The sequence below is a fragment of the Mangrovicella endophytica genome (assembly GCF_002893625.1).
GTDB lineage: Bacteria > Pseudomonadota > Alphaproteobacteria > Rhizobiales > Rhizobiaceae > Mangrovicella > Mangrovicella endophytica.
The window spans coordinates 911,524-929,765 of record NZ_PKMZ01000001.1; the positions used below are offsets into that span (position 1 = coordinate 911,524).

Here is an 18,242-nt window from a genome sequence, read left to right on the forward strand (position 1 = left end):
TAGATGCTTGACGATAAGGACCGCATCTTCACCAACATCTACGGCCTGAAGGACAAGAGCCTGAAGGGCGCGATGGGGCGCGGCCACTTCGACGGCACCGCCGACATCATCGGCAAGGGCCGCGACTGGATCATCAACGAAATGAAGGCCTCTGGCCTGCGCGGCCGTGGCGGCGCCGGCTTTCCGACCGGCCTGAAATGGTCGTTCATGCCGAAGGAGTCGGATGGACGTCCGCACTACCTCGTCGTCAACGCCGACGAATCCGAACCCGGGACCTGCAAGGACCGGGAGATCATGCGCAATGATCCGTTCACGCTGATCGAGGGCTGCATCATCGCCGGCTTCGCGATGGGTGCGCATACGGCCTATATCTACGTGCGCGGCGAGTATGTGCGTGAGCGCGAGGCGCTGCAGCGCGCCATTGACGAGGCTTACGACTTCGGGCTGCTCGGCCGCGACAACAAGTGCGGCTGGGACTTCGACATCACCGTCCATCACGGCGCCGGCGCCTATATTTGCGGCGAGGAGACGGCGCTGCTGGAGAGCCTAGAGGGCAAGAAGGGTCAGCCGCGGCTGAAGCCTCCATTCCCGGCCAATATGGGCCTCTATGGCTGCCCGACGACCGTCAACAACGTCGAGTCGATCGCGGTGGCGCCGACCATCCTGCGCCGCGGCGGCGCCTGGTTCGCCGGCATCGGCCGTCCGAACAATGTCGGCACCAAGCTCTTCATGATCTCGGGCCATGTCGAGCGGCCCTGCACGGTGGAAGAGGCGATGTCGATTCCCTTCCGCGAGCTGATCGAGAAGCATTGCGGCGGCATCCGTGGCGGCTGGGACAATCTCCTCGCCGTCATCCCGGGTGGCGCGTCGTGCCCGATCGTTCCGGCGGCGGACATCATCGACTGTCCGATGGACTTCGACGGCCTGCGCGCTGTGAAGTCGTCCTTCGGCACCGCCGCCTCGATCGTCATGGACAAGTCGACGGACGTCGTGCGCGCGATCGCGCGGCTGTCCTACTTCTTCAAGCATGAGAGTTGCGGCCAGTGCACGCCGTGCCGCGAAGGCACCGGCTGGATGTGGCGCGTGATGGAGCGGATGGTCGTCGGCAACGCGCACAAGCGCGAGATCGACATGCTGCTCGACGTCACCAAGCAGATCGAGGGGCACACGATCTGCGCGCTCGGCGATGCCGCGGCTTGGCCCGTTCAAGGCCTCGTGCGACACTTCCGCGCCGAGATCGAGCGCCGCATCGACGAGTTCTCGCGTAACTCCGACAAGGACCGGCCGATGCTGGTCGCGGCGGAGTAGGGGATGACGGACGAGCCGGACAATCTGGTCCTCATGCTGCTTCGGCGCATCGACGCGAAGATCGACCGGCTGTCAGCCGATACGCACGACGTGAAGGTCCGACTCACCGGAGTCGAGGAAAATCTTGCCGGCGTTCATCGCCGTATCGATCGCCTGGAAGAACGTGTCGAGCGCATCGAGCGCCGGCTCGATCTGACCGAAGCGCGACACTGAGAAGAAGATCATGGCCAAGCTCAAAGTCGACGGCACAGAGATCGAGGTTCCCGACCACTACACGCTGCTCCAGGCGGCGGAGGAGGCGGGTGCCGAAATCCCGCGCTTCTGTTTCCACGAACGTCTGTCCGTCGCCGGTAACTGCCGCATGTGCCTCGTCGAGGTGAAGGGCGGACCGCCGAAGCCGGCGGCCTCCTGCGCCATGGGCGTGCGCGACCTGCGTCCGGGCCCGAATGGCGAGACGCCGGAGATCTTCACCAACACGCCGATGGTGAAGAAGGCCCGCGAGGGCGTCATGGAATTCCTGCTGATCAACCATCCGCTCGACTGCCCGATCTGCGATCAGGGCGGCGAGTGCGACCTGCAGGACCAGGCGATGGCCTTCGGCGTCGATTCTTCGCGCTACCGCGAGAACAAGCGCGCCGTCGAGGACAAGTATATCGGTCCGCTGGTCAAGACGATCATGACGCGTTGCATTCACTGCACGCGCTGCGTCCGCTTCACCACGGAAGTCGCCGGCATTTCCGAGCTCGGCCTGATCGGCCGCGGCGAGGACGCCGAGATCACGACTTTTCTCGAGCAGGCGATGACCTCGGAGCTGCAGGGCAACGTCATCGATCTCTGCCCGGTCGGTGCGCTCACCTCGCGCCCCTATGCCTTCCAGGCACGGCCCTGGGAGCTGACCAAGACCGAGACGGTCGACGTCATGGACGCCGTCGGCTCCTCGATCCGCGTCGACACGCGCGGCCGCGAGGTCATGCGCATCCTGCCGCGCCTCAACGAGTCGATCAACGAGGAGTGGATCTCCGACAAGACCCGCTTCGTCTGGGACGGCCTGCGCACGCAGCGCCTTGACCGCCCCTATATCCGCCGCGACGGTCGCCTGCAGCCGGCGACATGGCCTGAGGCTTTTGCCGCCATTAAGGCGCGCGTCGATGCGGCGGCACCGGGATCAATGGGCGCCGTCGCCGGCGATCTTGCCGCTGTCGAGGAGATGTGGGCGCTGAAGCGCCTCGTCGCCTCGCTGGGCTCGACCAGCGTCGACTGCCGACAGGACGGTGCCAAGCTGGACCCGGCCGACGGCCGCGCCTCCTACCTCTTCAACACCACCATCGCCGGCATCGAGGATGCCGACGCGCTGCTCATCATCGGCGCCAATCCGCGCTTTGAGGCGTCCGTTCTCAACGCGCGCATCCGCAAGCGCTGGCGCATGGACAACTTCCCGATCGGCGTCATCGGCGAGCGTTCGGACCTGCGCTACGACTACACCTATCTCGGTGCCGGTCCGGATACGCTGTCCGACATCGAAGGCGCCAGCCGCGGCTTCTTCGATGCGTTGAAGAACGCGGCCAAGCCGATGATTATCGTCGGGCAGGGGGCCATCTCGGGCGCCAACGGTGCCGACGTGCTCGCCTCGATCGCCGCGCTGGCGCGCGAGATCGGTGCGGTGACCGAGGGTTGGAACGGCTTCAACGTTCTCCACTCCGCGGCCTCGCGCGTTGGCGGCCTCGACATCGGCTTCGTGCCGGGCGAGGGCGGCAAGGACTTCGCGGCCATGGCCGCTGGCGGCGTCGACCTCCTGTTCAACCTCAGCGCTGACGAGGTCGACATCGCACCCGGACCGTTCGTCGTCTATATCGGCACGCATGGCGACCGCGGCGCCCATCGCGCCGACGTCATCCTGCCGGGGGCGGCCTATACGGAGAAATCCGGCACCTGGGTGAATGTCGAGGGTCGCGCACAGACGGGCAGCCGCGCCTCTTTCCCCCCGGGCGACGCCCGTGAGGATTGGGCGGTGCTGCGCGCGCTGTCGGCGGTGCTCGGCCGCGCGCTCCCCTTCGATTCGTTGGCGGCGTTGCGGCGCGAGCTCTACGAGGCGCATCCGCATCTGCGTTCCGATGCTGTGGTTGCGGCCGATCCGGCGGCGATCACAACGCTCGCCGACCGTGCCGGTACGCTCAGCGGCCCGGCCTTCGTCAGCGGCTTCGGCGACTTCTACCTGTCCAACCCGATCGCCCGCGCCTCCAAGGTGATGGCGGAATGCTCCAAGCTGGCGCAGGACCAGCATCTGGAAGCGGCGGAATAAGGAAGGCCGACAAGTGGCGGATTTCTTTTCACTTTACTTCTGGCCGGGCCTGATCATTCTGGGTCAGAGCCTGCTGTTCCTCGTCGTCCTCCTGGTGCTGATCGCCTATATCCTGCTGGCGGACCGCAAGATCTGGGCGGCGGTGCAGATGCGCCGCGGCCCGAACGTCGTCGGCCCCTGGGGTCTGTTCCAGTCCTTCGCCGATCTCCTCAAGTTCGTGCTGAAGGAGCCGACGATCCCGGCCAGCGCCAACAAGGGCGTCTTCCTGCTGGCGCCGCTTGTCGCGGTGACGCTGGCGCTGGCGACCTTCGCCGTGGTGCCGGTCGCCGACGGCTGGGTGATCGCCAACGTCAACATTGGCATTCTCTACGTCTTCGCCATCTCCTCGCTCGAGGTCTACGGCGTGATCATGGGCGGCTGGGCGTCGAACTCGAAATACGCGTTCCTCGGCGCGCTGCGCTCCGCCGCGCAGATGGTGTCTTACGAGGTTTCGATCGGCTTCGTGATCGTCTCGGTGCTGCTCTGCGTCGGGTCGTTGAATCTGACGGATATCGTGCTGGCGCAGACCAACGGCGTTGGAACGATGGTCGGCCTGCCGAACACCTTCCTCGACTGGCACTGGCTGGCGCTGTTCCCGATGTTCGTAGTCTTCTTCATCTCGGCGCTCGCCGAGACGAACCGGCCGCCCTTCGACCTGCCGGAGGCCGAATCGGAGCTCGTCGCCGGCTTCATGGTGGAATACGGCTCGACGCCTTACATGATGTTCATGCTGGGCGAGTACGCGGCCATCACCCTGATGTGCTGCCTCACCACCATCCTCTTCCTCGGCGGCTGGCTGCCGCCTTTCAACTTCGTCCCCTTCACCTGGATACCGGGCGTCATCTGGTTCCTCCTGAAGGTCGCCCTTGTCTTCTTCATGTTCGCCATGGTGAAGGCATTCGTGCCGCGCTACCGCTATGATCAGCTCATGCGCCTCGGCTGGAAGGTCTTCCTGCCGCTGTCGCTGGCCATGGTCGTGATCGTCGCCTTCGTGCTGCAGATCACCGGATGGGCCGCGGTATGAGCGCCTCTTTCACCTGGCACGCTATTGAGATCGGAAAGGTCCTCGCCCGATGAGCGCGCTGGCCCAGAACATCAAGTCGCTGTTTCTCCTGGAATTCGTGAAGGCCTTCGGCCTTTCGATGCGCTACTTCTTCGCGCCCAAAGCGACGATCAACTACCCCTATGAGAAGAACCCGGTCAGCCCCCGCTTCCGGGGCGAACATGCGCTGCGCCGCTATCCCAACGGGGAAGAGCGCTGCATCGCCTGCAAGCTGTGCGAAGCGATCTGCCCGGCGCAGGCCATCACCATCGAGGCCGGCCCGCGCCGCAATGACGGCACCCGCCGCACCGTGCGCTACGACATCGACATGGTGAAGTGCATCTATTGCGGCTTCTGCCAGGAAGCCTGCCCGGTCGATGCCATCGTCGAGGGACCGAACTTCGAGTTCTCCACGGAAACCCGTGAGGAGCTCTACTATGACAAGGAGAAGCTTCTGGCGAACGGCGATCGCTGGGAGCGGGAGATCGCGCGCAACATTGCGCTCGACGCGCCCTATCGCTAAGCGGGCAGGGCAGGGGATGGCGCCTGGGCGTCGTGCCTCTGCTTCCTCGCAACTGTCTTGAGTTCATGTCGGACGCGCGGCTTCCCGCCGCGGCCGTCTTCAGGGGAGCCCGGCTATGCTCGGCCTTCAGGCACTGTTCTTCTACCTGTTCGCGCTGGTGACCGTCGGCTCGGCCGTCTCGGTCGTCGTTGCGCGCAACCCGGTGCATGCGGTGCTCTTCCTGATCCTGACCTTCGTCAGTGCCGCCGGGCTCTTTCTGCTCACCGGGGCCGAGTTCCTCGCGCTGATCCTGATCGTCGTCTATGTCGGCGCGGTCGCGATCCTGTTCCTCTTCGTCGTGATGATGCTTGACCTCGATCTTGGCGACATCAAGAGGGGCGCGCTCGACTACGCGCCGATCGGCGCGATCATCGGCGTCATCCTCCTTGCCGAGCTGATCATCGTCGTCACCGGCAACTACTTCGACCCGCAGCTCAGTGTCGCCACCGCCATGCCGACGCCGCCGCTCGCCGAAGTCTCCAATATCCGCGCGCTCGGGTCGGTGCTCTATACGCGCTACGTCTTCTTCTTCCAGCTCGCCGGGCTGATCCTGTTCGTGGCGATGATCGGCGCGATCGTGCTGACGCTCCGCCACAAGGAAGGCATCAAGCGCCAGTCGATCCCGCGTCAGGTCGCCCGCACGCCGGAGACGGCGATCGAGATCCGCAAGGTCCAGAGCGGCAAGGGCCTCTGAGGCCCGCAGCAAAGAGAACAGCCATGGAAGTCGGTCTCGGACATTTCCTCACCGTCGGCGCCATCCTTTTCGTGACGGGCGTCTTCGGCATCTTCCTGAACCGGAAGAACATCATCACCATCCTGATGTCGGTCGAGCTCATCCTGCTCGCCGTCAACATCAACATGGTGGCCTTCTCGGCCTTCCTGAATGACCTCGTCGGGCAGGTCTTCGCGCTGTTCATCCTGACCGTTGCCGCCGCAGAAGCGGCTATCGGCCTTGCGATCCTCGTCGTCTTCTTCCGCAACCGCGGCTCCATCGCCGTGGAAGACGTCAACTCGATGAAAGGCTGATCGGACGATGTATCAGGCGATCGTTCTCCTTCCTCTCGTCGGCTTCCTCATCGCAGGCCTGTTTGGCCGCTCGATCGGCGCCAAGGCCTCCGAATACGTCACCTCGTCGCTCCTGATCGTGGCGGCGGTGCTGTCCTGGATCGCTTTCATCTCCTTCGGCTTCGGCGAGGGTGAGACGCTGCGTGTCACCATGCTGCGCTGGATGCAGGTCGGCAGCCTCGACATCGACTGGTCGCTGCGCATCGACCGCCTGACCCTGGTCATGCTGGTTGTCGTCAACACCGTGTCGGCGCTCGTGCACGTCTACTCGATCGGCTACATGCACCACGATCCGCATCGGCCGCGCTTCTTCGCGTACCTCTCGCTGTTCACCTTCGCCATGCTGATGCTGGTGACGTCGAACAACCTCGTGCAGATGTTCTTCGGCTGGGAGGGAGTAGGTCTCGCCTCCTATCTGCTGATCGGCTTCTGGTACAAGAAGCCCTCGGCCAGCGCCGCCGCGATGAAGGCCTTCATCGTCAACCGGGTCGGCGACTTCGGCTTCGCGCTCGGCATCTTCGGGCTGTTCGTGCTGTTCGGGTCGGTCAACTTCGACACCATCTTCGCCGGCGCGGCGGACGTCGCGGGCCGCATGGCAGGCGGCGAGGGCGAGGCGGCCACAGCAGGCGCTCCGGTGCTGGTCTTCGCCGGCTACTCGCTGTCCATGGCAGGCGCGCTGACGGTGATCTGCCTGCTGCTCTTCATGGGCGCCATGGGCAAGTCGGCCCAGCTTGGCCTCCACACCTGGCTGCCGGACGCCATGGAAGGCCCGACGCCGGTCTCCGCGCTGATCCACGCGGCTACCATGGTCACCGCCGGCGTCTTCATGTTGGCGCGCATGTCGCCGGTCTTCGAGCTGTCGCACGAGGCCCTGACGGTGGTCACCTTCGTCGGTGCGACGACGGCCTTCTTCGCCGCGACCGTTGGCTTGGTGCAGAACGACATCAAGCGCGTCATCGCCTATTCCACCTGCTCGCAGCTCGGCTACATGTTCGTCGCGCTCGGCGTCGGCGCCTATGGCGCGGCGATCTTCCACCTCTTCACGCACGCCTTCTTCAAGGCGCTGCTGTTCCTCGGCGCCGGCTCGGTCATCCATGCCGTTTCGGACGAGCAGGACATGCGCAACATGGGTGGTCTGCGGAAGCACATCCCGATCACCTACTGGATGATGGTGATCGGCACGCTGGCGCTGACGGGCTTCCCCTTCACCGCGGGCTACTTCTCCAAGGACGCCATCATCGAAAGCGCCTACGCCGGGCACAACAGCTTCGCGGCTTATGGCTTCGGCATGACGGTGATCGCGGCGCTGCTGACGAGCTTCTACTCCTGGCGCCTGATCTTCATGACCTTCCACGGCAAGCCGCGTGCGAGCCACGAGGTGATGCACCACGTGCACGAATCGCCGATGGTCATGCTGGTGCCACTCTTCGTGCTGGCCGCCGGCGCGCTCCTCGCTGGCCTCCTATTCGAGCCGTACTTCCTCGGCGAAGGCTATGAGGAGTTCTGGGTGTCGGCGCTCTATTCGGGTGCGGAGAACCACGTCCTCCACGATATGCATGCGACGCCCTTCCTGATCGGGCTACTGCCAACGATCATGATGGTGATCGGCCTGGTGCTGGCCTGGCTCTTCTACATCCGCTCGCCGCAGACGCCGGCCAGGATCGCGGAGCGTCACAGCGGCCTCTACAAGTTCCTCCTGAACAAGTGGTACTTCGACGAGCTCTACGACGTCCTGTTCGTCCGCTCGGCAAAGGCGCTCGGCCGCTTCCTCTGGAAGAAGGGCGATGTCGGAACGATCGATCGGCTTGGGCCCGACGGCATCTCGGCACGCGTTCTGGACGTGACTGACCGCGTCGTGCGGCTGCAGACCGGCTATCTCTATCACTATGCCTTCGCGATGCTGATCGGCGTCGCGGCGCTGGTCACCTGGATGATGTTCGGGGGAGCACGATGATGACCGACTGGCCGATCCTCTCGACCGTCACCTACCTGCCGCTGGTCGGCGCGGCGCTGATCCTCCTCATCCGCGACGACAACGAGGCGGCACGGCGCAACATCCGCAACATCGCGCTGTTCGCCTCGATCGCGACCTTCATCGTCTCGCTGTTCATCTGGATCGGCTTCGATCCGGCCAATGCCGGCTTCCAGATGGTCGAGCAGTCGGCCTGGCTCGGCACCGGCATCACCTATCATATGGGCGTCGACGGCATCTCGATGCTGTTCGTCATCCTGACGACCTTCCTGATCCCGATCTGCATCCTCGCCAGCTTCGAGTCCGTTGAGAAGCGGGTGAAGGAGTACATGGTCGCCTTCCTCGTCCTGGAGACGCTGGTGGTCGGCGTCTTCTGCGCCCTCGACATCGTGCTCTTCTACGTCTTCTTCGAAGGCAGCCTGATCCCGATGTTCCTGATCATCGGCGTCTGGGGCGGCAAACGGCGCGTCTACGCCAGCTACAAATTCTTCCTCTATACCTTCCTCGGCTCGGTGCTGATGCTGGTCGCGATCATGGCGATGTATTGGACCGCCGGCACGACGTCGATTCCGGAACTCCTGCAGTTCCAGTTCCCGGTCGCGATCCAGCCTTGGCTGTGGTTCGCCTTCTTCGCCTCCTTCGCGGTGAAGATGCCGATGTGGCCGGTGCATACCTGGCTGCCGGACGCGCACGTCGAAGCGCCGACGGCGGGCTCGGTGATCCTCGCCGGCATCCTCCTGAAGCTCGGCGGCTACGGCTTCCTGCGCTTCTCGCTGCCGATGTTCCCGGTGGCTTCGGCCGACTTCGCGCCGCTGGTCTATACGCTATCGGTGGTTGCCATCATCTACACCTCGCTGGTGGCGCTGATGCAGGAGGACATCAAGAAGCTGATCGCCTACTCCTCCGTTGCCCATATGGGCTTCGTGACGATGGGCATCTTCGCCGTCAACGAGCAGGGCGTGCAGGGCGCGATCTTTCAGATGCTGAGCCACGGTCTCGTCTCCGGCGCGCTCTTCCTCTGCGTCGGCGTCGTCTACGACCGCATGCACACCCGCGAGATCACCGCCTATGGCGGTCTCGTGAACCGCATGCCGGCCTATGCAACCGCCTTCCTGATCCTCACCATGGCCAATGTCGGTCTGCCCGGCACCAGCGGCTTCGTCGGTGAGTTCCTGACGCTGCTCGGCGTCTTCCGGGCGAACACCTGGGTCGCGATCTTCGCTACGACGGGCGTGATCTGGTCGGCGGCCTACGCGCTCTGGCTCTACCGCCGCGTCATCTTCGGCGCGCTGGAGAAGGAAAACCTGCGCTCCATCCTCGACCTCTCGGGTCGTGAGAAGGTGCTGCTGTATCCGCTGGTCGCGCTGACGATCTTCTTCGGCGTTTATCCTTCGCCGGTGTTCGACGTCACCACAGCCTCCGTCGAGAAGCTGCTCTCGAGCTATTCCGCTGCCCTTCAGGCGGCCCAATCCGTCGCGCTGGCGCAGTAGGAGCGGGATCCGATGCTTTCCCCAATGATCGCCGACAGCCTGTCCATCGTCGGACCCGAACTGATCACCGGCATCGGCGCCATGATCCTCCTGATGGTCGGCGTCTTCGTCGGCGAGCGGAGCGGGCGCCTTGTCACGAGCCTCGCCGTCGCTCTCCTGCTCGCGGCCGCTGCCTGGCTGGTGCTGGCAACGCCGACGGGCGTCGCCTTCGGCGGCTCCTTCGTGCTCGACCCGTTCGCGCGCTTCCTCAAAGTTCTGGTGCTCATCGGATCGGCCGCGGCCGTGCTGATGTCGGTGGGTTTTGCCAATCGCGAGCGCTTCGACCGTTTCGAGTTCCCGGTGCTGATCGTCCTTTCCACCACCGGCATGATGGTGATGGTCTCGGCGGGCGACATGATCGCCCTCTATCTAGGCCTCGAGTTGCAGTCGCTCGCCATCTACGTGCTGGCGGCGATCAACCGCGACAGCGTCCGCTCCAGCGAAGCGGGCCTGAAGTACTTCGTGCTCGGCGCGCTGTCCTCGGGCATGCTGCTCTACGGCGCCTCGATGGTCTACGGCTTCTCCGGTCACATCGAGTTCCGGGCGATCGCCGCCGCCGCGACGGCGGAAACCCGGTCAGTCGGTCTGCTCGTCGGCCTCGTCTTCGTGCTGGCGGGTCTCGCCTTCAAGATCTCCGCCGTGCCCTTCCACATGTGGACGCCTGACGTCTACGAAGGCGCTCCGACGCCGATCACCGCCTTCATGGCGGGCGCGCCGAAGGTCGCGGCGATCGGCCTCCTCACGCGCTTCACCGTGCAGGGTTTCGGCTCCATGGCGGTGGATTGGCAGCAGGTGATCGTCTTCATCTCGATCGCCTCCATGGCGTTCGGCGCCTTTGCCGCGATCGGACAGCGCAATCTCAAGCGCCTGATGGCCTACTCGTCGATCAGCCACATGGGCTATGCACTGGTGGGCCTTGCCGCGGCCAATGTCTCCGGCGTGCGCGGCGTCCTTCTCTACATGGCCGTCTATCTCGCCATGACGCTCGGCACCTTCGCGGTGATCCTCGCCATGCGTCGGCGCGATGGCCTTGTAGAGCAGATCACCGATCTGTCCGGCCTGTCGCGCACCAAGCCCGTGCTGGCGCTGCTCCTGACCATCCTGATGCTCTCGCTGGGCGGCCTGCCGCCCTTCGCCGGCTTCTTCGCCAAGTACTTCGTCTTCATGGCGGCGGTCGAGGCGCACCTCTACTGGCTGGCGGTGCTCGGCGTCCTCTCCAGCGTCGTCGGCCTTTATTACTACCTGCGCATCGTCAAGGTGATGTGGTTCGATGAGCCGGCCGAGACGTTCGAGCCGATGAGCCTCGAGCTGCGTGTCGTGCTCGGTGCCTCGGCGCTGTTCATCTTCCCGCTCTATCTCCTGGTCGGCGGCTCCATCTTCGCCGCGGCGGAAGCGGCGGCGCGGACGTTTTTCTAAGGGTGGCGAGAACGCCTCTGCGGCGTCGGCTGTCCTTCGACGAGGTCGGCTCGACCAATACGCTGGCGCTCGAAGCTGCGCGGTCCGGCGATCCTGGGCCGCTCTGGGTCACTGCCCGGCACCAGACCGCCGGGCGTGGCCGCCGCGGCCGGACCTGGGTGTCGCGCGACGGCAATCTCTATGCGAGCCTCCTTCTGGTCGATCCGGCGCCGCTGGAACGGCTGGCGACGCTGCCGCTCGTTGCGGCCCTCGGCGTGCGCAACGGCATCGCCGCCTTGCCGCGGGCGGAACCGACTTCGGTCAGAATCAAATGGCCGAACGACATCCTGATCGGTGGCCGTAAGATGGTCGGCATCCTCGTCGAGAGCGAGCGCTTGTCCGACGGTCGGATCGCGGCCGTGGTCGGCTGCGGCGTCAATGTCGCCGACATGCCGAGCGGCACGCCCTATGGCGTGACCAGCCTCAGGGCGGAGCGCATCGACGCCGATTTCGAGACGACCTTCGCCGCCGTCGCGACCGCTGTCGAGAGCACCGTCAGAACCTGGAACAGGGGCGAGGGCTTCGCGCCGATCCGGCGAGATTGGCTCGCTCATGCCATCGGCATCGGTGATGCGTGCCGCGTGAACCTGCCGGCTTCGGCACTGGAGGGCGAGTTCCAGGCCCTCGATGATGGTGGCCGGCTGATCCTTGGCCTCGCCGACGGCACGACGAGAGCCATCTCTGCCGGTGAGCTGTTCTTCCCGCACCTCGAACCCTCGGGCGCCGGTGCTTAGATGAGACGCAGCAAGGCCGCGGCGACGCGGTCGAACGAAGACGCGGCAGCCGCATCCGGCTTGAATCGCGCAGCAAAGAAGAGCGGATAACGCCTTGGATCAACTGGTTTTCGTGCCGCTGGGCGGCATCGGCGAGATCGGCATGAATCTCGCCCTCTACGGCTATGGTCCGGAAGATGATCGCGAATGGATCGCCATCGACTGCGGCGTCTCCTTTGCCGGCCCCGAATTTCCGGGCGTCGACCTCGTCTTCCCGGACATCCGCTTCCTGATCCAGGAGCGGCATTCGCTCAAAGCGATCATCATCACGCACGCCCATGAGGACCACTACGGTGCACTCCTCGATCTCTGGCCGAAGCTGAAAGTGCCGGTCTATGCGACGGCCTTCACCGCCGGGCTGCTGCAGGCCAAGCGCGAGGGTGAACCCGGCGCGCCGAAGATCCCGGTGACGCTCTACAAGGCGGGCGACACCTTCCAGGTCGGGCCGTTCTCGATTGAGGCGATCAACGTCACCCACTCGATCCCGGAACCGGTGGCGCTGGCGATCCGCACCAAGTTCGGCACCGTGGTCCACACCGGCGACTGGAAGATCGATCCGACGCCGGCTCTAGGCGCCCCGACGGACGAGGCGCGCCTGCGCGCCATCGGCAACGAGGGCGTGCTGGCACTCGTCTGCGACTCGACCAACGCACTGAGCGAAGGCGAGTCGCCGAGCGAGCAGGCGGTGTCCGCCTCGCTGCGCGAGATCATTGGCAAGTCGAAGGGCAGGGTGGCCATCACCACCTTCTCCTCCAATATCGGGCGCATCCGATCCGTGGCGCAGGCCGCCCATGATGTCGGACGGCAGGTCCTCCTGATGGGCCGGTCGATGAAGCGCGTCGCGGACGTCGCGGCGGAGCTCGAATATCTCGATGGCCTTCCGCCCTTCGTCGACGAGCAGGACTTCGGCTACATCCCGCGCGACAAGGCGGTGATCATCCTGACCGGCAGCCAGGGTGAGCCGCGCGCCGCGCTGGCACGTCTTGCCCGCGACGAGCATCCGGCGGTGGCGCTGTCGAAGGGCGACATGGTCATCTTCTCCTCGCGCTCGATCCCGGGCAACGAGAAAGGGATCATCGACATCAAGAATGCGCTGATCGACCGCGGGGTCGAAGTGGTCGAGGACGGACGACAGCTCGTCCATGTCTCCGGCCATCCGCGCCGGGGCGAGCTGCGCCAGATGTATGACTGGATTCGTCCGAAGATCGCCGTCCCGGCCCATGGCGAGGCGGCGCACCTCGTCGCCCATGCCGGCCTTGCCCGCGAACAGGGAGTCAAGGAGGTCGTGTCGCTGCGCAACGGCAAGATGGTGCGGCTGGCGCCGGGTCCTGCCGAGATTATCGACGAGGTGCCGGTCGGACGTCTCTACAAGGACGGCACGCTGATCGGCACGGCAGAGGAGATGGCGATCAGCGAGCGGCGCAAGCTCGCCTTCGCCGGTCACATCGCGGTGCATGTCGAACTGACGGAGAAGCTGGAGCTGCGCCACGATCCGGATGTCGTCACCCTCGGCGTGCCGCGCGAGGATTTCGACGGCGAGGATTTCGGCGAACTCCTGGTCGAGGCGGCGGCTGGAGCCGTGGAGAGCATCCCGCGCAACCGCCGCAAGGATTTCGAGACGGTGCGGGAGGCAGCACGCCGGGCGGTCAGGGCGGCAGCCGCCGACGCCTGGGGCAAGAAGCCGATCGTGACCGTCTTCGTCTCACGCGGGTGACCGTGATGCCGGTTGGAAGCAGCTCAGCGGGGACGCTGATCCTCAGCTGCGGAAAGGCTGGCGCCGAGCCGGTGCGAGCCGGCAATCGGCCGGCACGCGCCGGAGCCCCTGTCGAAGAGGGTCGTGTTTCCGCCGCAGCCGAGGAGGGACGGCCGTGACGTGGATCACCGGTCTTGCCATCTACTTCATCATCTGGTGGACGGTGCTGTTCGCCATCCTGCCGATCGGCATGCGTTCACAGGCCGACGAGGAGGACGTCGTGCTCGGCACCACTCACAGTGCTCCGGCCGACTTCAAGATCCTGCGCAAGGTGGTGCAGACCACGCTTGTTTCGATCGCCGTCTTCATCGTCTACTATGTCGTGACGCAGGTTTACGGCTTTGGTCCTGAAGATCTGCCGCATCTTATCCCGGGCACCTGATCCGGGATCAGGCGATCCGCGATCGCCATCGCAAGAAGACCGGCGTGGAGCGACGAAGAAGACAAAAAAAATGCAAGGCTTTCGCCTTGCATTTATGAGGTGCAGGTCTGGATTTCGCTCCGGTCTGTGGCGCCGGGGCTGCAGCCTTACGCTGCGCCGGAAATCACGTCCTCCCAAGACTAGACCGCTAGTCGCCAGCATCTTCCGGCGGACGACTTATGCAGGTCGCACGTTATGTTCCTGACAAAATTTTGTCACGTTGAATCTGGCGGTTCTGCGACTTTTTTTCGCCACACCGCTTAAAGCTTGGGCAAGCCGTTGCTTGCATGGGCAAATGCTCGCCGGGATCGGTTGAGCGACGCTCCTTTCCAAGCTCTTTGTGAGCGTCTATGACCCGGACGCGGCCCCGCCGCCGAAGCATAACTTGGAGTGCGATCCATCATGCGCCTGTCGCGTTATTTCCTGCCGATCCTGAAGGAAACGCCCAAGGAAGCCGAGATCGTCTCGCACCGGCTGATGCTGCGCGCCGGCATGATCCGCCAGCAGGCCGCCGGCCTCTACTCCTTCCTGCCGCTCGGCAAGCGCGTGCTGGACAAGGTCTGCGCCATCATCCGGGAAGAACAGAACCGTTCCGGCGCCATCGAACTGCTGATGCCGACCATCCAGTCGGCCGACCTCTGGCGCGAAAGCGGCCGCTACGATGCCTATGGCAAGGAGATGCTGCGCATCCAAGATCGGCACGAGCGGGAACTGCTCTTCGGCCCGACCAACGAGGAAATGGTGACGGAGATCTTCCGCTCCTATGTCCGCTCCTACAAGGATCTGCCGCTCAACCTCTACCATATCCAGTGGAAGTTCCGGGACGAGGTGCGGCCGCGCTTCGGCGTGATGCGCTCTCGTGAGTTCCTGATGAAGGACGCTTACTCCTTCGACATCGACTTCGAGCGCTCGAAGACGGCGTATGACCGCATGTTCGTAGCGTATCTGCGAACCTTCTCGCGGCTCGGCCTGCAGGCGATCCCGATGCGGGCGGACACGGGCCCGATCGGCGGCAACCTGTCCCACGAGTTCATCATCCTTGCCTCCACCGGCGAGAGCGAGGTCTTCTGCCACAAGGATTATCTGTCCCTCGACGTGCCCGGCGAGGATGTCGACTTCGATGACGCGGCGAGCCTTGCCGCTATCGTCGACACCTGGACGACGCCCTATGCGGCGACGGACGAGATGCACGATGAAGCGGCCTGGGGCGCCGTGCCGGAAAGCGACAAGCTGGCGGCGCGCGGCATCGAGGTCGGCCATATTTTCCACTTCGGCACCAAGTACTCCGAGCCGATGAACGCCTTCGTCACCGGACCCGACGGCAAGGATGTGCCTGTGCAGATGGGCTCCTACGGCATCGGACCGAGTCGCCTGCTCGCCGCCATCATCGAAGCCTCGCATGACGAAGCCGGGATCATCTGGCCGAAGTCGGTGGCGCCCTTCGATGTCGGCCTCATCAATATGAAGCCGGGCGATGCCGACTGCGACGCAGCCTGCGAGCGGCTCTATCGCGACCTCGGCGCCACGGGGCTCGACGTCCTCTACGACGACCAGGACACGCGCGCCGGCGCCAAGTTCGCATCGATGGACCTGATCGGCTTGCCGGTACAGGTGATCGTCGGGCCGCGCGGCGCCAAGGCAGGCGAGGCGGAGATCAAGATCCGCGCGACCGGCGAGCGCGAGACGATCAGCCTCGACGCCGTGACCGCCCGCGTGAGCGCATGACGACTGAGGCGGCGAGCGCGCCCGTCGAGGGTGCCGGATCGGCCCCGGCGACGAAGCCGTTTTCGCGCTTCGAATGGATGATCGCGGGCCGCTATCTGCGCGCCCGCCGCCGCGATGCCGGCGTGTCGGTGATCGCCGGCTTCTCCTTCATCGGCATCATGCTCGGGGTGGCAGCCCTCATCATCGTCATGTCGGTGATGAACGGCTTCCGCACCGAGCTCCTCAGCCGCATCCTCGGCGTGAACGGCCACGTGATCCTGCAGCCGATGGACACGCCGATGGTCGACTATGCCGACATCGCGTCCCGCCTTGCAAAGCTGCAGGGCATCACCGCAGCGATGCCTCTGGTGCAGGGGCAGGTGCTCGCCTCCGGTCCCGGAACGGGGAGCACCGGCGCGCTGGTGAAGGGCGTGCGCGGCGAGGATCTTCAGAAGCTGACGCCGGTTTCACAGCACGTCCAACTCGGCACGCTGGATGGCTTCGATAGCAGCGGCGGCGTTGCCATCGGCAGCCGGCTTGCCCAGTCACTCGGCCTAAGGCTCGGCGACCTCATCACGCTCGTGGCGCCCGAAGGCGACGTCACGCCGCTCGGCACCACGCCGCGTATCAAGGCTTATCCGGTCCAGGCGATCTTCGAGATCGGCATGTCGGAATATGACGCGGCCTATATCTACATGCCGCTCTCCGAGGCGCAGCTCTACTTCAACCAGGAGAACCAGGCGCAGTCGATCGAGATCTTCGTCGACCATCCCGACGACGTGACGGCGCTGCAGGGCCCCATCGAGCAGGCGGCGAACCGCCCGAGCTACACCTCCACCTGGCAGCAGCAGAACCAGTCCTTCTTCTCCGCCCTCGAGGTCGAGCGGAACGTCATGTTCATCATTCTGACGCTGATCGTCCTCGTCGCGGCGCTGAACATCATCTCCGGCCTGTTCATGCTGGTGAAGGACAAGGGCAGGGACATCGCCATCCTGCGCACCATGGGCGCCACCCGCGGCTCCGTGATGCGCATCTTCCTGATCACCGGCGCCTCGATCGGCGTCGCCGGCACGCTGGCGGGCCTCGTGCTTGGCGTTCTCTTCTGCCTCAACATCGAGGCGATCCGACAGTTTTTCTCCTGGATCTCCGGCACCGCCATCTTCAATCCGGAATTCTACTTCCTCAGCCAGCTGCCGGCCGAGATCGAGTTCGGCGAGGTCGTGCTGGTGGTGATCATGGCGGTCGGCCTGTCCTTCCTGGCAACGATCCTGCCCTCCTGGCAGGCGTCCAAGCTCGATCCCGTCGAGGCGCTGCGGTACGAATGATGAGCGGCAAAGCGGCACTGCACCTCGACAAGATCGAGCGGCATTTCGACCAGGGCGAGCAGAGGCTGACCATCCTCGAAGGGGCGGAGGTCGAAATCGGCGCCGGCGAGATGGTGGCGCTCGTCGCCCCATCCGGCGCGGGCAAGTCGACGCTGCTCCACATCGCCGGCCTGCTGGAGCGGCCTGACGGCGGCGAGGTCTATGTCAATGGCGAGCCCTGCTCGGCGCTCGGCGACGACGCCCGCACAGCCATGCGCCGCAACACCATTGGCTTCGTCTATCAGTTCCACCACCTTCTGCCCGAGTTCTCCGCGCTGGAGAACGTGATGATCCCGCAGATGGTGCGGGGTCTCTCCCGCAGCGAGGCGGCGGAGCGGGCAGGGCAGCTTCTCGACTACATGCGCATCGGCGCACGCGCGACTCACCGTCCGGCGGAGCTGTCTGGCGGCGAGCAGCAGCGCGTCGCGATCGCACGCGCCGTCGCCAACAGCCCCTATGTTCTCCTCGCCGACGAGCCCACCGGCAATCTCGACCCGACGACCTCGAGCTATGTCTTCGACGCACTGACGGCCCTTGTCCGTCAGTCCGGCGTCGCGGCGCTGATCGCCACGCACAATCACGAGTTGGCCGCGCGTATGGACCGCGCTATTACGCTCGACGCCGGCAAGATCGTTCCGATCACCCTCTGACGCGCCGGGGCACTTCGGCCGTCGGCGGGATCTCGGCCGGCGCCGCGTCGGCATAGCCCTGGCTTATGACCGAGAAGACCGGTCGTGCTCGGCCGGGCAGGACGGCCCCGCTTTTCAGCAATCCTTAATCATCAGCCGCGTCGCGCGGGCCGCTGCCGCTTGACTCCGTCACCACGATAGGAACAGATAGAGAACATAGAACAAAAGGAGATCAGCGATGATCATTGCTGTGTTCAAGGATCTGCTCTCGCTCGCCGCCCTGTCGGCCTTCATCGCCAGCTTCGCCCTTCTCATCCACGCGGTGTG

16 protein-coding genes are annotated in these 18,242 nt (G+C 64.9%); 15 read left to right on the forward strand and 1 reads right to left on the reverse strand.

Going from position 1 to position 18,242, the window contains the following annotated elements; all coding sequences use genetic code 11:
* Positions 1-3: 3 nt before the first annotated feature.
* Positions 4-1,308: an NADH-quinone oxidoreductase subunit NuoF gene (gene nuoF, locus C0R46_RS04180; protein ID WP_102958280.1), complete on the forward strand. Its 1,305-nt coding sequence runs from the start codon at positions 4-6 to the stop codon at positions 1,306-1,308.
* Between the two features lie 72 nt (positions 1,309-1,380).
* Here the strand turns inward: nuoF and C0R46_RS21305 are convergent, their stop codons facing one another.
* The gene (locus C0R46_RS21305; protein WP_157944551.1) at positions 1,381-1,533 is read right to left on the reverse strand and encodes a hypothetical protein; all 153 of its coding nucleotides are present in this window, start codon (positions 1,531-1,533) and stop codon (positions 1,381-1,383) included.
* On the opposite strand from C0R46_RS21305, the gene nuoG reads away from it, so the two are divergent.
* From nuoG to C0R46_RS04255, 14 genes are all read left to right on the forward strand, one after another.
* The gene (gene nuoG, locus C0R46_RS04190) at positions 1,532-3,607 is read left to right on the forward strand and encodes an NADH-quinone oxidoreductase subunit NuoG (protein WP_102958282.1); all 2,076 of its coding nucleotides are present in this window, start codon (positions 1,532-1,534) and stop codon (positions 3,605-3,607) included. The two genes, C0R46_RS21305 and nuoG, sit on opposite strands and share 2 nt — an antisense overlap.
* Positions 3,608-3,620: 13 nt before the next feature.
* A complete protein-coding gene (gene nuoH, locus C0R46_RS04195; protein ID WP_102958283.1) occupies positions 3,621-4,670 on the forward strand; it encodes an NADH-quinone oxidoreductase subunit NuoH in 1,050 nt (349 codons plus the stop codon).
* Between the two features lie 49 nt (positions 4,671-4,719).
* Positions 4,720-5,211 carry an NADH-quinone oxidoreductase subunit NuoI gene (nuoI, locus tag C0R46_RS04200; protein ID WP_102958284.1) on the forward strand — a complete coding sequence of 164 codons (492 nt, stop codon included), beginning with the start codon at positions 4,720-4,722 and terminating at the stop codon, positions 5,209-5,211.
* A 115-nt stretch (positions 5,212-5,326) separates the two neighbouring features.
* The gene (locus C0R46_RS04205; RefSeq protein WP_102958285.1) at positions 5,327-5,944 is read left to right on the forward strand and encodes an NADH-quinone oxidoreductase subunit J; all 618 of its coding nucleotides are present in this window, start codon (positions 5,327-5,329) and stop codon (positions 5,942-5,944) included.
* A gap of 23 nt (positions 5,945-5,967) precedes the next feature.
* Positions 5,968-6,276 (forward strand): NADH-quinone oxidoreductase subunit NuoK, encoded by a 309-nt coding sequence (nuoK, locus tag C0R46_RS04210; protein WP_102958286.1) that lies wholly within the window; start codon positions 5,968-5,970, stop codon positions 6,274-6,276.
* 7 nt (positions 6,277-6,283) lie between these two features.
* Positions 6,284-8,269: an NADH-quinone oxidoreductase subunit L gene (gene nuoL / locus C0R46_RS04215; RefSeq protein WP_102958287.1), complete on the forward strand. Its 1,986-nt coding sequence runs from the start codon at positions 6,284-6,286 to the stop codon at positions 8,267-8,269.
* Positions 8,269-9,777 (forward strand): NADH-quinone oxidoreductase subunit M, encoded by a 1,509-nt coding sequence (locus C0R46_RS04220; RefSeq protein WP_102958608.1) that lies wholly within the window; start codon positions 8,269-8,271, stop codon positions 9,775-9,777. The genes nuoL and C0R46_RS04220 overlap by 1 nt, the downstream gene beginning before the upstream one ends.
* 12 nt (positions 9,778-9,789) lie before the next feature.
* Positions 9,790-11,232, forward strand: coding sequence for an NADH-quinone oxidoreductase subunit NuoN (nuoN, locus tag C0R46_RS04225; RefSeq protein WP_102958288.1), 1,443 nt, complete (start codon positions 9,790-9,792; stop codon positions 11,230-11,232).
* 2 nt (positions 11,233-11,234) lie between these two features.
* Positions 11,235-12,005, forward strand: a complete 771-nt coding sequence (locus C0R46_RS04230; protein ID WP_102958289.1) for a biotin--[acetyl-CoA-carboxylase] ligase — start codon at positions 11,235-11,237, stop codon at positions 12,003-12,005.
* 142 nt (positions 12,006-12,147) lie between these two features.
* Entirely contained in the window at positions 12,148-13,758 is a 1,611-nt protein-coding gene (locus C0R46_RS04235; RefSeq protein ID WP_102958609.1) for a ribonuclease J, read from the forward strand.
* A gap of 154 nt (positions 13,759-13,912) precedes the next feature.
* Positions 13,913-14,179 carry a DUF1467 family protein gene (locus C0R46_RS04240; RefSeq protein WP_102958290.1) on the forward strand — a complete coding sequence of 89 codons (267 nt, stop codon included), beginning with the start codon at positions 13,913-13,915 and terminating at the stop codon, positions 14,177-14,179.
* Positions 14,180-14,620: 441 nt separating this feature from the next.
* Positions 14,621-15,943 carry a proline--tRNA ligase gene (gene proS, locus C0R46_RS04245; RefSeq protein WP_102958291.1) on the forward strand — a complete coding sequence of 441 codons (1,323 nt, stop codon included), beginning with the start codon at positions 14,621-14,623 and terminating at the stop codon, positions 15,941-15,943.
* On the forward strand, positions 15,940-17,247 hold the full coding sequence (locus C0R46_RS04250) for a lipoprotein-releasing ABC transporter permease subunit (RefSeq protein ID WP_102958292.1): 1,308 nt from the start codon (positions 15,940-15,942) through the stop codon (positions 17,245-17,247). The genes proS and C0R46_RS04250 overlap by 4 nt, the downstream gene beginning before the upstream one ends.
* A complete protein-coding gene (locus C0R46_RS04255) occupies positions 17,247-17,936 on the forward strand; it encodes an ABC transporter ATP-binding protein (RefSeq protein ID WP_102958610.1) in 690 nt (229 codons plus the stop codon). Before C0R46_RS04250 ends, C0R46_RS04255 begins: the two co-directional genes overlap by 1 nt.
* Positions 17,937-18,242: the final 306 nt, after the last annotated feature.